A 16,093-nucleotide genomic window follows, 5' to 3' on the forward strand; every position below is an offset into this window, starting at 1 on the left:
TCGGTCCTCACAAACTGATCTTGAACACCCTTCGTCCGTCTCCGGACACCACCCAGACTTAGGACTTACTCATCTAGGTGGTCGATCCGGGAGGCCGGGTCGACCACCTCGCTGTCCAAGGCTCGCTCGGGGTTGTGCAGGAAGATCACCTCGGGTCTGACACCGAGAGTCTCCACCGTGCGGTCGATGGCCTCACGCAGCCGAGGTGGGGACAGAGTGTGGCGTGGCGTGCCGTTGGGGCCGGGCATGAAACCGACCTTGGTGGAGATCGTGAAGTGCTGCAGGAGATCGCTGGCGGCGCTGGAGAGCGTCCGGTGGGACGTGAAGTTGCGGTAGTTGTATGCGGTGTCGAGTGCTCGCACGCCGACGGCGAGAGCATGCTCTAGGAGTGAGCGCCGATGAGCAGATCGGTGTAGCCCGAGAGCAAGTCCTCGCCCACTTCGCCGCATATGTTCTCCTGCAACAACGTTTGGACAACTCCCGCGGCGTTGACGCCGGTCGCGGTTGTCACGTCCTGCACGACCACCGGATGGCCTGAGAGCAGCAGCCGCAGTGCCGGCAGTGCTCTGGCCGCGAATCGGATACGGCGCCCGGCCGCGACGACAGCGACACTTCCGTCCTCGGCGATGTGGAGTTCGGGCCGAAACTCGGTGATGCACGCCACCGTCGTAGGGGCGCCGAATGTCGATCCCGTGTACCTGTGCCGTGATGGGCGCTGTACCCGCTGCCGAGCTGTCAGGAAGTCCTCCGGCCGATGAGAGGCTGCCAGTCTGGTGAGCTCGTCAACCAGTCTGTCCATTGTGGATGCTTCAGCATTGCGATCGAGGTCCTGCCGGAAGATTTCGTGTTCACGGGCCTGGTCTGTCAGCCACGAGATCCAGTCGACCCCGGTGCGCTGTTCAAGACCAAAGGTCACGTGCAGCGAGTAGTCCTCCTCGGCACCGGAGTCGAGGCGATCGGCCCGGGTTGCTTGATGCCAGTAGCCGCGGGGAATGTGCATCACGTCGCCAGCCACCATCGTTCCCGACCACACGACGCTGTCGCTGGGCTCCAGGGTGGGCTGGGCGTCGCGGAACATAGGGGCAACTCGCGACACCCCGCGCACTTCCCAGCTCTTGGTCCCGGCCAGCTGCACGACGATGACATCATGATCGTCCCAGTGCAGGTCGAAACCCGCGGTGTCTTTGGTCGTCAGGTAGGTGTTGACTTTCACCAGCTCGCCCGACCACCACTGCAATGCTCGGCAGGCTATCTCCAGTGTGGGATCGAAAGTGTTGGTCGAGTCCAGGACAGTGGTCACCCCTTCAGCGACCAGGCGCCCGAAGCGGTCCATGTCCACCATGGGGATCGCTTGCCCGCGGCGGGTGTGCATCGCGGTCATGTACTCCCGGGGATGCAGGTCCTGTCCTCCCTGCAGGCACCGAAATTGTGGTGGAGACAGGCTGCGTCGCATGACCAGGTCCATGAACCGTTCAGGAGTCAGCAGGCGAGAACAGAGAGCTGTCTCTGGAAGTTTTCCCCAGGCGAAGGACTTGCCCAGCAGAGAAGATCCAGACCAGCCGAATGCTTTCTCCACCGAGTCCACCAGTCGATGACGCACGCGTCCCCTCATGAGTAGATTTCGACATAAAGGTGGGGCCGAGCGACAGTTTCTGCCGCAAGGCCCCGGGAGGTACGCCCTGTATCGCGGCTAGCCGTCCCTGTTTTCGCCGGTGTCACCGTCTGCCCCGTCGGACATCTGGTAGTCGGTACGATTCTGCACCCCGGTCAGCTCTTCGACCACTAAGACCAGGTCATCGGTCAATGGATCCATGCCACCCCCTTTTACACAGACAAGTCCATCGCAAGGACGATTCTTGTTGACCAGCGTCACTTTCAGCCTGTCCACTCAATTCCTGCCACGCCAGGGCCGATCGAGTGAATCCGTCATAGCTAGAGAGGCTGACCGTGGTGCGGCGCTGTCCCTAACCTCCGTTAGGGGCCCCGGGCGATCCGTTCTAGACGTCGTCGAAGCGACGACGGCGGAGCTGCTCTCGCCTCACAGTGAGGCCCTGACGTCGACTTTTTAGGACGAACGGTCGATCGGGGCCAACAAGAGCCGGGTACGGCAGGCTACAGCGGGTTGCAAGGCCGCCGCAGGTAGTGGGATCGCGGTGGCGGCTCAGGCATGCGTCAGAACTGACGAGCCAATTGGGTGATAGCGGCGCAAACCACCTTGTTTTCGCCTGCGGTTCCGGTGAGCCGCAGCTTGTCCCGGCCGCTGGTCAACGGGGGCAGGCCATGATCGGTGTCCTGTGACGGGGCTAAGGACTCACCCCGATCTGGAGGTGCGGCGGGATCGTGGCCGGGATCGGCGTTGTAGCGATTGAGGGGTGGTCAGTGGCGAAGACTGCACGGGGCGGACCATTCTGCGGCGATGGCCGTGTCCGATTCCTCGCTGTTGATGCCGCCAGGAAGTGGTGATCACAGTGTCGTGTCATGGTCGGCCACGGCTCTTGGAGGTTGCGCATCGCTTCTCTGCTGGGTCAACTGGTGCTCGTGTACCTGCTGCCCACCGGGCTCATAGCCACTCATCTGGAGAGAGGGTTCTACCCCAGCACCTTCTGAGCACAGTTCGGAACCTGGTCGAGCTATAGCAGCGATGATCCGGCATCACGGCGTGCGTCAACGATCACAGCGGAATAGGAACGAATGTGTCCGACTGGGGCCACGATGAGGGCGGTGACATTGTCAAGGTCTTCGCTTTTCAGCCGCACGGCCGCGGCTGCACGCAGTTCGGCGCACATCTGCGGGTCGTAGCCGGTCTCGGTGAGGATCCCGGCGCTCATCCTGTCCTCGATCACCTAGTCGACGCCGTCGGAGACCAGCAGCAAGCCGAGGAAGTCAGTGTCGGTGATGAGAGTGCTGAATCCGTCGCGGCGCGCAGTGATGACGACGTGGTCGTGCTGGCCGGTTTCAACAGCTTGAGCGGGGTCACCGCTGCTACACGTGTGTTGACCGACCGTGTGGTCGGTGGTGAGACGAGTTAGCCCGGCAGTTTTGGCGATCCGCTGTTCGCCTGATGCTCGGTGCCATCGGGCGACCGGCTCAGCGTTGCGTTCCTACTGCTGCGCAACCGTGAGCCCGCTGCAATCGGTGGGTCGCGAGGGCCGCGACGGCTGGCTGTGCTGAGGCAACACTGTGATCGACCTCGTGACTACCGTGAGAAAGTGCATGGACACGACCGCGCGGCTACTGACTAGCACAGAAATCCGGAGTCGTGTCTTGTCCTTTACTATCGGGCACTCATGTCCCCTACGAGAGGTTGCAACTTGCTGTGAATCTGGCGGGACCACCCGCTAAGCCTAAAGCACTCATGTCCCCTACGAGGGGTTGCAACGGGAGGCGCACGATGTTCGCGCACTCGTCGAGTTGGTGCTCATTTCCCCTACGAGGGCTGGCAACTAGATCACGCTGTCGTCGGCCAGCACGTGCCAGCGCGGGCTCAGGTCCCCTATGAGGGGTAGCAATGTGCGGTCGGGTGCCTCCGGCAGGTCACAGATATGGTGCTCATGTGCCCGACGAGGGGTCGTCACACGTGCCCGACCTGGGGGTTGTCACGGGGACCCGCTGAAGTGCTCAGAACCCCAACGGTGGCTAGCAACAACCCAATAGAGTCAGGGCGAGCAACACCAGACGCTGGGTGCGCAGGCCGAACAAGACACCGCAGCCCAGCAACGGCTGGTCGAATTCGTGCGCCGGGCACTCGCGTTCCAGCCACGAGGGGCGCTCACCCTGCTTGCCGCAGCGGAACGCTCAGGTGTCGATCTCGTCGGCCCAGGCGTGCTCGAGTAGTGCCCTAGGCAGGTACTCGGACTCGATCTCGATGGGCATACCGGAGTCACGGGCGAGGCAGGCGACGGCGAGAGGGCCGACGGCGACGAGACCGCCGGCGCTCACCGCTCGCGCCTCGGTCGCGGTCCAGTACTCCTGATGCCACTGCAGTGCGTCGGCCAGCGCGATGGTGAACTGTTCCTGGTCGCGCTGCAGATAGCGGTAGAAGAGGATGATCGGCGGATAGAGGATCTTCGCTAGATAGTCGCTGTCGACCAACCGGGTCGGGTCGGGGCTGGTGCCGTCGACAGCGGCGACCAGCTTGTCGCTCATGTCGTCGCGGGCCAGCCAAAAGCTCTGCAGGGTCTCGACCCAGGAATAGATGTACTCGTCGAACACCGCCCCCGACGCGCGCAGCAGCGACACCGGTACCTGGGCCAACGCGTTGAGCCGCTCGTCCTCCCGGCAGATCAGCGCGAGGTAGCAGGCGGTCACCCAGTGGCCGGCGTGCGCCGAGGACCCCGCGCCAGCCGCGGACAGGCGATGCTGCTGTTCCCTGATCCGCACGGTCACGCCGTCGGGCGCGGTGGCCGCGGCGAACAGCGCTGAGGTGGTCTGCATCGCGGTGACCCACGCTTCCCACGACTCGAACTTCGTCGCCTGAGGGTCCACCGCGCACCGCGTCTGCGCCCGCACGATGCTCGCGCTCACTGCCTCGTTCCAGATGAAACTGTTCGCCCTGTCGAGCGCGGCCAGCACGCGCTCCAGGGTCGTGGCAAGCATCTCCAGGCTGTAGGGCGCGCCGTCGTCGGGGAAGGTATGGCGGGCGAAGCTGGTCACCACGTGCGCTCCTAGAAGATCTTGAAGTGCTCCAGCACGGCCCCGGTGTAGGTCCCCGTGTTCTCGGCCGCCTGCACCAGAACATACTGGACCTTCTCGGCCGCCATCGCCGCGCTCAGCTCCGCCGCCAGCCTCGCTTCCGCCGCCGACTTGGACCCGCGTTCACGCATCTCGTGGATGATCGTATGGATGTACTCGGCGGTGCCCTGGCAGACCATGATGCCCTGCGTGGGTCCGGCACCCTGGCGGCAGGTGAGGCCGCCGCTAGGAGCTTTCGCCTCGACTATGAGCAGACGGCCGTCGTCGAACCGATACAGCTGATCGAAGCTTCTCGCGCCGTTGGCTGGCTTCGGGAGCTCGACCCGGTTGGCGCCGGGGAACGCCGTGGGGATGACGTGCAACTCGGCCGCCTGTTCACCGAGCTCTTCGGCGATCTTGCTGTTGTTGGGACGGTCGCCGAGTTGCTTGCGGTAGGCCTGCTGCGCGGCGGTGAGCTCCTGTGTCGTCTGCTCGGTCAGGTTCTGGCCAGACGCCTTCTGCGCGTTGGTGAGCCTCGCTGCCACCCAGCGGTCCAGCGCCACTTTGTCGAGCGCGGCGACCTTGTCAGCTGGCACCGACCCCCGGCCGAGCTCCGTCCGGTCGACCCGGACCGGGGCCTTTCCCGGTGGCATCGCGTCCCGTGAGATCCAGGTGTTGTCGGTGCTCTTGGTCAGCACCGGCAGCAGGAAGCCGTACTCCGTGTCGGCGATGCTGCGGCGGTGGCCGTCGTCCTGGTAGTGCTCAGCACGCCAGGACGGGTCGTTGTTGGCTTTCCAGATGTGCTCGTCGTGCACCTGTCGCTGCTCGTCGGTGGTGGACCCGGCTTGGAGGTCGACGCAGGCGAACACGTTCGTCATCCGCTTCGGCACGCCGTCCGGCCCGCGTGGATAGTTCGTGATCACCACCCGGTCGACCACCGGTTCGCCCGCGGGCGCGCAGTGCCTGTGCAGGTCGAGTTCGCGCAGTTCAGCCAGCAGTTCGCCGCGGGACAAGAAGGCCAGGGGCGTCGTGGCGTCCGGTTCGATGTCGATCTGGGCGACCTTCGCGAAGCCGGGCGGGGTGATGTCGCCCGACAACTGCCGCACCGCCTCCTTGAGCCGGTGTTCGACCTCGGTGGTGTGACCGGTGACGACCTTTTCCACGAAGGTTTGCCTGGTCGTGAGGTCCAGCAGCGGCGCCCGGTAGCCCTTGCCCGAGCCGCTCGGGCGGTAGGTGGTGTTCCAGATGACCGTGTGATCGGCCAGCGCGAGATCCTCCGCGTGCCGCAACACCCGGATCTCCTGCGGGGCCGACAGCGTGGCGGCGTTCTCCGCGAGCTCACGGACGCCGTTGGAGTCTGTGACCTTCAGGTTGTCGGTCTGCACGACCAGGTTGAAGAACGGGCCGAGCGCGCGGTGCCTGATCAGGTCGGAGATCGTGCTAGTGGCATCACGGATCCGGTCCTTGCGGCGGCGATCGTCGGTGTTCGCGGTGATGTCCGGGGTCATCGCGTCGAGCAACTGGAGGATGGCCTTGCTGTTGGGCACATCGGCGAGCACCGACTTGTTGATGTCGATGCCACGGCTGTAGACGCGTTTGGCGAGCTCGGGATCATCGCCCATGACGGCGGCGTTGTGGAGCACGGCCACCCACACGACCGGGATCGATGTGTCCGCGGGCGCGGCGTTGACCGCGGTCGCCGGGTACGACCGTCTGCCTCCCGGCGGCACCACGATGGGCGTGTTCAGCACCGCCTGACCCGCGACGGACACCATGAGCGTGCCGCTGGCAGTGCCGGGACCTGCGTTGGTGACGGTCACGGTGCTGGTGCAGGTCGGCGTGGTGCAGGGGTTGCCCGACTCGTTGCGAAGGTCGACGGCGACCTCCTGCGCGATCGTGATGCGTTCGCTGAGCTGTGGCGGCGTGTGCTGAGCCTCACCAAGTCGTTTGACGGCCGCGGCCGCACTCTCGATCTGCGCGTCGCTGGCCTCGCTGATAGCGGTGGTGAGGCCGACCGGGGGCTTGGCCTTGCCGGAACCCCGCTGCGATGAGGTGGGCTGGACTGGTGGCGGCGGCGTGCCGCGGTGGTCGAGCGCGAGGCTGATCGACAACGGCCGGTGCGGCGACGAGTCGGACACCAGGATCTGGTGTGCGCCGTTGGTCAGCACCCGCGCCGCACGACCACCGACCGAGGTGGTCCCGGCCTGTGTCCACTGGTCGTTCGTCGAGCCGGAGACCCTGACGGCGAGTTCGGCGGGCGTGAGAACGGCTGTCGGCAGCAGGCCCGTGACGCTGCCGGGAGGATCCGCGATCCAGGTGCCGGCCAACGACTCGGCACTGCCCGGCATGTCGTGGAGCCACCACTCCCGGTTGCCACGCAACAGCATGCGATCCGGGCTGACCGCGACTTCGGCGACTGCCCCGTTGCCGCGGCTCAGCACACCGTGCGCCGTGCCGTCGCTGGTCACGGTCATCCGCAGGCTGGTGATCAGTCCGTTGCCGTCCACCACAACGCCCGCGTGGTCCACGCCGCGCCACGCCCGCAGCTCCTGCACAGCCGATGACGCCAGCAGCCGCGCTGACGGCGGCCACACCAGGTAGGCCGTCACGACTCCGACGACCAGGGCCAGAGCCCCCGCGAGCCACAGCCGCAGGCCGCTCATTTGCCCCCCAACACGTTTACGGACGCTCTAGTGTCCTACGCCGGAGACTTAGCCGGACAACATCGGGCAATGACTCATCCGAATGGGCGCCCAGCCCCCTGTTTCGCTAGGTAATTCCACCAGCCATTCGCCGTCGTAGACGGTGTTTGAGGGTGACTGCTGTAGGGGCGTGCGCGATCATGAAGTGTTGACCGTGACGGCGTCCCCGGTACAACGGATCAGCCGCTGGGGCTGTTCACCGAGTCCCGTCGAACTCGAACGGCAGATAGCCCGGCCCCAACAGGTCCAAACCGTGCACAGAGGTTCAGTTTCTATTCCTGCTCCCAATCCGGCCCAGACCTCAGTCAGCTACCATCCGGCGGAGACGCAGGACGTGGCCCACCTGATCATCCCTCCACCGAACTACCCGCGCATATGTCGGTCGGCACTGAGCGTTATTCAGTTGGGGTGTTGGCTCCATCCCAGGCGGTAGAACTCCAACCCGGTCACCAACTGGATCAGTCCCGCGAGTTCGGACAAGCGGCCTCGATAGCCTGTCGCCATGATCTTCCAGTTCTTGAAATGCGCGATGGCTCGCTCCACCGCCGCGCGCAGGCCGGCGATCACACGATTGTTGGCCCGGTCCCCCGGGGAGAGCTGTCCCCGGCGTGGGCGCCGCCGTGGTGTGATCACACCTGTTCCCTGATAGGCCGCATCCGCGATGACCGGCCCCGTAGCCAGAAGCTGCTCCCAGCCGGTGTCGGCGAAGGCCTTACGGTCATGGGTAGCGCCCGGCAGCGGCGCGGAGACCGCGAGCAGACCACCAGCGGTGTCACAGGCGAGCTGGATCACCACGCCGTGACGGTGACGCTGACCGGAGTAGTTGCCGCTGTGCCCCGCCCGGTTCCCGGTCGGCACGTCAGTTCCATCCACCAGCACGATCCGGCCCCGGGTCACCTCTGCCAACGCCGGAATGTGTGCCCGGCACACCGCCTGCAGCACGGGCACCACATGCCGGCAGATCCGCGAGACCGTGGGCTGGGAAACACCGAAGAGGTCACCCGCGGCCATCTGGCTGATGTTCTGCCGCAGCAATACCAGGGTGAGCATCACCGAGCGGTACAAGCCCAGAATCGGCCGGCGCCTGCCCCTCCACCGCGGTGAGGTATCCACTGTCCACACACGGCTGACCAGCTCATCGAGCTGTTCTCCTGCCAGACCCGTGGTCGCGTTGTATCGCATTGTGTCCCCCCAAGGCGATACAGGTTACAAGGACTGCCCATCTACTCACAGTGAATAACGCTCACGGGCTTGAGGTAGACCCTGTACTTTTGCTCGCATTGCTCTCGGACGAGTTGGGCAAATGTTTTTCGAGGCTCAGTCACGTCGTGCCCCCTGGGGGGTGCCACCAGGGACAGGCCCCTGGGGCTGACACGAGGTGTGAGCGCTGGTACTTCGACGGTGAAGGACCGGCACGGGGGCTGCCTTCCTGCTTGGAGCGGACCGGGCCACCGGGTGGCGGCCGGGGTGAAGCACCTTCACCCCTTAGGCAGCCCGCCGCCGGGCTGGACTTCACCACCGCCGGAAGGATTTTCTGGGTTCTGCCCGATGGGGCAGCCGGGCCAGCCGAGAAGTGCCTGGGTGCCCGCGGTGGCGCGGACCAGCCCCACAGCGACACGGACGTCGCACATCAATGCGACCACTGCACGGTGTTGCGATGAGTGAAACATCTGACGTATCGTGCACTACATGGCGAAGCGTGACAGGATCGACGACATTGTCGACATCGTCCTCCCGATGCCGGCCCCGCTGCCCGAGCACGCCGACGAGCACGACCGCGACGGCCATGGAGCCTGGTGCGACCAGGTCACCGGCCAGCGGCGCGACTTCGAGGAGAACTTGCGGTTCTCCGAAGAGCACTCCGACTCATACGTCGACCCGCTGTTGGAGGAGATCCACCGGGCTCGCCAGGCCATGCTGGAGGCCGAGGCGCGAATGCGGCTGCTGGTGGCCTACGGGCGCGAGTTCATCACCCCTCAGCCCTACCCGCTCAAGGACCTGGCCGCGGCCACGGGAATGTCGATCTCGGGGATCCGGAGCGCCTACACCGTCGAGGAGATCGCCACCGTGGCCCGGCGCATCGGGCGGCAGCCGCGGCCCCGCACCAGCGACACCGGGACGGCGTCATGACCGCCGAATCCAACGCCACGGTCACCGGCTGTGCCTGCAGACCGGCCTGGCCGGAGCTGGTCGTCACCCGCGATGACGGTACGACCGTGGCTGTGCTGGCCTCCGACACTCCCGGACCGCTGGCGCTGCTGTACTACGCCCACTGCGTGCGCTGCGGCATCCAGTACCCCGGCCCGTTCCGGCTGCCTCCCCGCACCACCAGCGCCGCCTGCCGCATCAGCCGCAGCTCGCCTGCGCGACGGTGGCAAACCCACTGCCTCAGCCGCGAACCCGGCTGAGCAGGAGTAGGTGGGCGCTGCAATACCGAAGGCGGTCGGGGCGTTACTGGTCACCAGGATGTGCCGATCCTGCAGCACGAATCTGTTCCCTGCCCTGGCGGCCACGGTGGGGAAGGATCCATCGCGGTGGCTGTCCTCCGCCCTGGCGTTGTTCGGCGAGGTCGGTCACCACGAGCACGTAACGTTCGTGATGGCGAGGGTGTTGGCGGCGGCGGTGTTGGCGGTGTTGGTGTTGGTGCTGGCCGACTATCGGTATGGCCGTGTCACTGGGCAGGTGGTGAGTGCCGCCCGCACTCGGCAGGACGAGGTCACCCTGTGCTGCAGCCCAGGATCGAGGTAAGTGAGGAGGATTTCCAGGTCGTGGAGGCGAGCGCGGAGGTCCTTGTTCCAGGTTGGTTCGTGGTGGGCCAGGCGGTTGCGGAATTCGTGTAGCTCGCTCACCGGTTGCTCCACCCGGGCACGGTTACGCTGGGCGCCGGGGAAGGCGGCGGCGAGGTCGGGCCAGAGGTTGGTGGCGTACTGCTTGGCCAACAGGAACCGCCAGAAGCCGAAGGTCAGCTCGGCGATGGTCTGGCCGTCGCTGGGCGCCTTCTTCTTCTGGCGTACTCGTTTCCGGGCCTTGCAGATGTCCTCGCGGGCCCGGACGTCCAGTTCGCAGGCCGGATCGTCCAGCCAGGTTCCCCGACGCTGCAGCCGCTGGTGGCGCTGGGCCAAGCGCTCGGCCATGGCGTTACGGAAAGCGATCTCGGCGTAGCTGAGGGTCTCCCAGAAGGCGGCGCTGATGTGAGTGTTCCACCGGTAGAGGTCCAAGGCCGAACGGGAGTCTCGGCCGCAGGCCACCAGGTAGTCGTGCATCCGCGGCACGCTCATCAGGCGCAACACCGCAGCTGATGAGGGTTGGTGAGCCGGGTTCACCTCGGCTATCCTAGGTTGCGAAGACCGCTGAACGGTCCCTGGTGATCTCATTGAGATGGGCCAAACCGCTGTGGTTACGGATAGTTTCGGGAGGCGTCACCTGTTGTGGGTGGCGCCTTTCCTGTTGATCAGCGCGGGCTGGGCGGGGTCGACAAGACCCAGATTGCCGACGATCGTGCCCTCACTCTGTGGTCCGCAGGGCAGCTCGACGTGTTGATGTGGGTTTCGGCGACCAGCCGCGAGGCGATCGCGATCGCCTACGCCCGCGCGGCGGCCCCGGCGGATGGGCCGTTGCGTAGCAGCGGCGGGCCGCTCCTGGCCGAAGATGCCGCAGTGCGGTGCCTGGAGTGGCTGGCCGGGACGGACCGGCGGTGGCTGGTCGTGCTCGACGACGTGCAGGACCCGTCGACGTAGCGGGGTTGTGGCCGCCGAATACCCCGAGCGGGCGCAGCATGGTGACCACCCGGCGCCGGGATGCTGCGCTGTTCGGGTCCAGTCGCCGCCTGGTCCAGGTCGAGTTGTTCACCCCGGTCGAGTCGCTGGCCTTCCTCAACTCCCTGCTCGGTCCGCAGGCAGAGAGGGCCGCCGAGCCAGCCGAGCGGCTTGGCCACCTGCCGTTGGCGCTGGCGCAGTCCGCGGCCTACGTCGCCGACCGCCCCAGCCTGACCTGCGCCGGCTATCTCACCCGGTGGGTCGACCGGCGCCGGATGCTGGCCGCGGTGCTGCCCGCTCCCGGCGAACTCCCGGACGAGCACCGGGAGACGGTGACCACCACCTGGTCGCTGTCGATCGAGCGGGCCAACGAGCTGACCCCGGCCGGGCTGGCTCGCCCGCTGCTGGAGTTGCTGTCGTTGCTGGACCCCAACGGCATCCCCAACGGCCTGATCACCGCGCCGGCCGTGCTGGCCTACTTCGCCAGGCGGAGCGGCCGGCTGGTAGAGGCCGAGGATGCCGAAGACGCGCTGGTGTGCCTGCACCGGATGAGCCTGATCACCTACACCCCGGCCAATCCACACCGCGCGATCCGGGTGCACGCTCTTGTTCAGCGCACCACCTACGAGACCTGCGACCCAGCCACGGTGACCGCGCTCGCCAGCGCGGCCACCAACTTTGCTGTACGTTGATACAGCACGCTGTAGTTTGGTACAGCAACCCAGTAGGGGGTTCTGCGTGACTCAGCATGATCAGCCCATCGCCAACGGCATCCGCACCGACCATCCCATCCCCGGCCTGCCCTTCGTCGACGACAGCCACATCCCTATCGAGGACCCCGAGGCCATCGAGGCCATCGGTCGGCACCCCGGCACCACCATCTGGGGCCGCTATGACGCCGACTCCCGCACCGGCGCCTGGTTCGCCTTCACCAACGATCCGCAGCGGCACGCGCTGGAGTGGGTGGTTCGCTACCACCCCGAGCACGGGCGCACCGTCGCTGTCTACACCGGTGGCGGCAGCGCCTCGGTGCACGGCGACTGGTTCGACGAGCGGCCGGTGGCGGTGCGCTCCGGCGGCTACTGGTGGGACGGAACCACCTGGTACCGCCCTCAGCAGGTGCTGAGCTGGGCCAGCGAAAGCTACATGCGTCGCCCTGTGGCGCACCCCACCACAATCACCGCCGCGGACATGCTCGACAGCAGCTGCAAGGCCGAACTCGGCGAGATCCGCAAGGTCCTCAATCTGGAGCTGGGCACCCCGGCGACCACCGAGCAGTGGCGGCACGACTTCGCCCTGTGGGCGAAGTTGCACACCGAGTGCGCCGAGGCGCGGCCGCTGGAACGATGCGTGGTCGCGCTCAACGCACCCGAGTTGGCCGAGGCCGCGCTGCTGGGGGTGGAGGAGTTCGCCCAGGAGGCCGGGATTGCTGCCTCGACTCTGCGCGCCTACCTCACCCGGGACGAGGCGGATCTTCCGCTGCCGCAGGTGGTCGACGGCAACCGGCGGCGATGGTCCCGCCCGGTGGTGCAGGACTGGGTCGAGCAGCGGCGGCGAGATCCGTCCAACCTGGCCACGGTACTCAGCGGCGACGCCGAGGAGCAGCTCGCTCCGGGGCTGCGGAACCTGTGGAAACGGCTGACCGAGTCAGCGTTCCGGGAGCTGTGGGGCCAGCCGGCGTTTCAGCGCCGGTGGTCGCGGCCGCACCGCAACGAGAAGGCGGTGCTCTCGGTGGCCGAACACGTTGGCTGGGTCTCGGCGTTGCAGCTGGAGTCGGTGGTGCCCTTCGACGCGCTGGCCGAGGCCATCGAGCATGCGGTGCTGTGGGAGTTGTCCACCGATTCGGTGGTCGCCGACCGTTACGTGGCATTTTCGCGCCGCACTGGCGAGCATCTGGGCTGGTTCGTCCAGCACAAGCCGTCCCGGGCGCCGCAGTTGTTCGGCAGCATCGTGCGTGAGGCCGAGCGGAAGCTGGAGATCAGCCCGAAGGTGACGAAGGCGTCGCTGCGGCAGGCACTGATCATGGACGGCGGATTCGTGAACTCCGAGCAGCTGGATGAGTTCTTCGCCGTGACGCTGCCACCGGCTCAGTAGCCACTGACGGCGAGCGCGATGACGTCGGCCGGGCAGGCCACCTCGGCGGCTTGCCCGGCCCCGAACTTCTTGTTCCAGGTGTTCAAGGCGGAAGGCGCAGCCCGGACACTCCCCGCCGCCGACAGTGCGACTGGATGTCGACCAGCATGGGCCACAGTGATCACCGTCGGGCCCGATGTTCGGAGTAGGACAGTAGCTGGTCGTATTGGATGAGCCCGGTCGTACCTCCGGCGATAATGCGCGCGGCGACGGTCCAGCGGACCTGGGAGACCGTGCGGGTGGGATGGACATGCCGGTCGAGCAGCTGGTCCAGGCGAGCGCGGGCGTTCTGTTCGGTGTCGTGCAGGGAGAGGTGCGGGGCTGTGTCGCTTGACTGGTGCTCATCTCCCCTACAAGGAGTGGCAACATCCCTGCCTGACGGGTCCCCTGATCCGCTGGGTCCGGTGCTCATCTCCTCTACGAGGGGTGGTAACAAGCCGGGGTCGATCGGGTCCGGCAGCGGGGCCGGGCGCTCATGGCCCCTACAAGGGGTGGCAACGGCAGGCGCACGATGTTCGCGCACTCGTCAAGTTGGTACTCATGTCCCCTACGAGGGGTGGCAACGTGAGGATGGCCTGCGATAGCCGCCGAATCTCCGGAGCTCATGTGCCCAATGAGAGATGGCAACAGCGGGAACCGCGGCCGGACCGGTTGAGCGATGAGCCATTCATGTCCCCAACGAGGGGGCAGCTACAGCCGATTCGGCAGCGACTCGTCGCCGTCCACCAGTCCCCTGGCGCCCAATGAGGGGTCGCAGCACGTGAACTACCGGGGTGTCGTCGAGGGAACCCGCTGAAGTCCTCAGAATCCCCACAGCGGCTAGCAACTATCAGATCCCTACAAGTCCGTGCCCGACGAGTCTGTTCCCCTGCGCCAGACAACAGTTGGCAACACCGATACGGACGACTGAGGTCCTGTGGCGCAACACGATCAACGTCCATTGTGGACTAACGCTTCACCAGTGCACAGATACCCGGCAAATCGAGACCGGGGGCCAGATCGCTTACCGCGGTCACCATCCGCCACACGGCCAGCACCTGGGCAAGTTCTGCCCGCACGAACACCCGTATCAGACCGCCTTCCTCGGCCCAGAACTCCACAGGCTGCTCCACGCTGTGACTGATGCTGCAGTCGCTCAGGACCGAGGCGGCCAGCATCGTGCCAGGGTTGTGAGTCGGCGCAGGGTGGTGAAGGCATCCTGGAGCTGCTCCTGGTCGGAGATCATGTGCAGCACGTCGATTGCCAGGATGCCGAGTGGCTCTGTCAGATCGCACCCGAGGGCAGGGTCGGCGCAGCCCGCCCAAGGCCCCGAACGGCAATGTTTCGCGGTGAGGCAAGACATTCTGCCTGGACTGGGAAGCGGAGACGGTGCTCCTTCGGATCCCGGTGGCCTGGACTGGTACCCGATCTGGTGACACGACTCGGGGGTGGGGCCAGATCGGCGTCGTGTGCTGTCAGCATGGCCAGGTCATTCGGCGAAGGAGATCCTGGAAATGTCCGGTGGAGGAAGGGAACTGGTGGTGACACGCAGGAGCATGATCGATGTGGTTGGCGAATTCGCACACGACCCGGTGCCCTACCGGGACACCGACGGCGCGGTCGCGGTGTTCCTGGACTTCGAGAACCTCGTTCTGGGTGTCGGTGCCGGTGTGGCCCATGGTGAGCCGATCCCAGATGCTGCGCTGCGGTGGCTGTGCCGGGGCTTCGGCAATGCCTCGATCCGTCGCGCCTACGCTGACTGGCGCGACTCACGCTTCGGCCGCTACGAGACTGCCCTGGCCACCAACGGTGTGGACCTGGTGCAGATGGGCCGCTTCACCCCCGGCAGCCACAAGAACGCCGCTGATATCCGTTTGGCCGTCGACGCCATGGAAACCCTCATCACCCACCCCGAGGTCGGGGTGTTCATCCTGGTCACCGGCGATAGCGACTTCACCCCGCTCGTGCAGCGGCTACGCGAGTTCGGCAAGCACGTTGTCGGCGTGGGTACCGAAACCTCGGCCGGCTCGCGGCTCGTGTCGGTGTGCTCGCAGTACAAGTTCTGGCCCACACTGGTCCGCCAGGCTGACCCCGCCGCCACGTCCAGCACCACCGCGGCGGTGAACACCTCCATGGTCTTCGATCTCGCGGCGGCGCACGCCCTGCTGGTGCGGGCGATCGAGGCAATCCCGGCTGTGACCCCAACGGCGGCGGCGGTCAAGATCCGGATGTGCAGCCTGGACCCGGCCTTCGACGAGGCGAACTACGGGTACCAGCGCTTCCGCGAGTTCCTCGAGGCATGCCCGCTGGTGCGCGTAGCCGGGCGTTCAGGCTCTGACATCACACTGGGGCTCACCACTGAGCAGAGCAGTGCGGAGCAACCAGTGTGGCCGGGACCGCGCTCCAGCCCAACGTGGACCGGAGCGCCCCTAGACTCGCTGTGACCAGGCTAGGGCCCACCAGCTGGCGGTGACGCAGAAGGTGGCCCGCCTGATCATCCGACCGCGAGCTGCCCGCATGTATGTCGGTCGGCACTGTCGAGTTCGACGAGGACCACCAGCAGCACCGGCGCAGCCCGCGGATGGCGCTGATCGGCGAGGTCGACCCAAAACGCAGCGCGGTCAACGAAATCCCTATCCGTCACTGCATGATGCCAAGGTCGCTATGTCGGTGTCGATGTGTGGGAGGCCTGTCGCGGATCGAGGGACATCGCCGACGCGGCCCCTGGCACCTCAATGGCTGTTCGCAGAGCGGCGGCTGCCGTTCTGGCTGCCAGTGTGAGGCCAATCGTGTTGGCAGCGGCCGGTGTACTGGCTGACCCGATTCCGGCGGTGGAGTGGCCGGCGGTCGCAC

At 66.2% G+C, this 16,093-nt stretch carries 15 protein-coding genes; 7 read left to right on the top strand and 8 right to left on the bottom strand.

The window, feature by feature from the left end:
• Positions 1-65: 65 nt before the first annotated feature.
• The 3 genes from MZC64_RS47090 to MZC64_RS48475 form a co-directional block, all read right to left on the bottom strand.
• On the bottom strand, positions 66-362 hold the full coding sequence (locus MZC64_RS47090; protein WP_247766196.1) for an aldo/keto reductase: 297 nt from the start codon (positions 360-362) through the stop codon (positions 66-68).
• Between the two features lie 20 nt (positions 363-382).
• Positions 383-1,585, bottom strand: coding sequence for a cupin domain-containing protein (locus MZC64_RS47095; RefSeq protein WP_247766197.1), 1,203 nt, complete (start codon positions 1,583-1,585; stop codon positions 383-385).
• A gap of 105 nt (positions 1,586-1,690) precedes the next feature.
• The gene (locus MZC64_RS48475) at positions 1,691-1,813 is read right to left on the bottom strand and encodes a hypothetical protein (protein ID WP_282107057.1); all 123 of its coding nucleotides are present in this window, start codon (positions 1,811-1,813) and stop codon (positions 1,691-1,693) included.
• Positions 1,814-2,693: 880 nt separating this feature from the next.
• On the opposite strand from MZC64_RS48475, the gene MZC64_RS47100 reads away from it, so the two are divergent.
• Positions 2,694-3,029: a hypothetical protein gene (locus MZC64_RS47100; protein ID WP_247766198.1), complete on the top strand. Its 336-nt coding sequence runs from the start codon at positions 2,694-2,696 to the stop codon at positions 3,027-3,029.
• A gap of 766 nt (positions 3,030-3,795) precedes the next feature.
• Here the strand turns inward: MZC64_RS47100 and MZC64_RS47105 are convergent.
• From MZC64_RS47105 to MZC64_RS47115, 3 genes are all read right to left on the bottom strand, one after another.
• Complete coding sequence (locus MZC64_RS47105; RefSeq protein WP_247766199.1) at positions 3,796-4,653, bottom strand: immunity 49 family protein; 858 nt, start codon at positions 4,651-4,653, stop codon at positions 3,796-3,798.
• A gap of 11 nt (positions 4,654-4,664) precedes the next feature.
• A complete protein-coding gene (locus MZC64_RS47110; RefSeq protein WP_247766200.1) occupies positions 4,665-7,334 on the bottom strand; it encodes a hypothetical protein in 2,670 nt (889 codons plus the stop codon).
• A 438-nt stretch (positions 7,335-7,772) separates the two neighbouring features.
• On the bottom strand, positions 7,773-8,423 hold the full coding sequence (locus MZC64_RS47115) for a transposase (protein ID WP_247766201.1): 651 nt from the start codon (positions 8,421-8,423) through the stop codon (positions 7,773-7,775).
• Between the two features lie 639 nt (positions 8,424-9,062).
• Between MZC64_RS47115 and MZC64_RS47120 the strand changes: the two genes are divergently transcribed.
• Both MZC64_RS47120 and MZC64_RS47125 read left to right on the top strand, forming a co-directional pair.
• Positions 9,063-9,503, top strand: a complete 441-nt coding sequence (locus tag MZC64_RS47120) for a hypothetical protein (RefSeq protein ID WP_247766202.1) — start codon at positions 9,063-9,065, stop codon at positions 9,501-9,503.
• Positions 9,500-9,781, top strand: a complete 282-nt coding sequence (locus tag MZC64_RS47125) for a hypothetical protein (protein WP_247766203.1) — start codon at positions 9,500-9,502, stop codon at positions 9,779-9,781. The genes MZC64_RS47120 and MZC64_RS47125 overlap by 4 nt, the downstream gene beginning before the upstream one ends.
• Positions 9,782-10,027: 246 nt before the next feature.
• Here the strand turns inward: MZC64_RS47125 and MZC64_RS47130 are convergent, their stop codons facing one another.
• The gene (locus MZC64_RS47130) at positions 10,028-10,651 is read right to left on the bottom strand and encodes an Abi family protein (RefSeq protein WP_247766204.1); all 624 of its coding nucleotides are present in this window, start codon (positions 10,649-10,651) and stop codon (positions 10,028-10,030) included.
• 150 nt (positions 10,652-10,801) lie between these two features.
• On the opposite strand from MZC64_RS47130, the gene MZC64_RS47135 reads away from it, so the two are divergent.
• The 3 genes from MZC64_RS47135 to MZC64_RS47145 are packed head-to-tail and all read left to right on the top strand — an operon-like array spanning position 10,802 to position 13,222.
• Positions 10,802-11,110, top strand: a complete 309-nt coding sequence (locus tag MZC64_RS47135; RefSeq protein ID WP_247766205.1) for a hypothetical protein — start codon at positions 10,802-10,804, stop codon at positions 11,108-11,110.
• A 38-nt stretch (positions 11,111-11,148) separates the two neighbouring features.
• Complete coding sequence (locus tag MZC64_RS47140) at positions 11,149-11,820, top strand: hypothetical protein (RefSeq protein ID WP_247766206.1); 672 nt, start codon at positions 11,149-11,151, stop codon at positions 11,818-11,820.
• Positions 11,821-11,866: 46 nt separating this feature from the next.
• Positions 11,867-13,222: an AlpA family transcriptional regulator gene (locus MZC64_RS47145; RefSeq protein WP_247766207.1), complete on the top strand. Its 1,356-nt coding sequence runs from the start codon at positions 11,867-11,869 to the stop codon at positions 13,220-13,222.
• Between the two features lie 986 nt (positions 13,223-14,208).
• Here MZC64_RS47145 and MZC64_RS47150 read toward each other — a convergent pair.
• Positions 14,209-14,418, bottom strand: coding sequence for a hypothetical protein (locus tag MZC64_RS47150; RefSeq protein ID WP_247766208.1), 210 nt, complete (start codon positions 14,416-14,418; stop codon positions 14,209-14,211).
• A gap of 336 nt (positions 14,419-14,754) precedes the next feature.
• Between MZC64_RS47150 and MZC64_RS47155 the strand changes: the two genes are divergently transcribed.
• Positions 14,755-15,684 (top strand): NYN domain-containing protein, encoded by a 930-nt coding sequence (locus MZC64_RS47155; RefSeq protein WP_247766209.1) that lies wholly within the window; start codon positions 14,755-14,757, stop codon positions 15,682-15,684.
• Positions 15,685-16,093: the final 409 nt, after the last annotated feature.

Origin of the sequence: Crossiella sp. S99.2 (genome assembly GCF_023094165.1) — a bacterium.
In the GTDB taxonomy this organism is placed as follows: Bacteria; Actinomycetota; Actinomycetes; order Mycobacteriales; family Pseudonocardiaceae; genus Crossiella.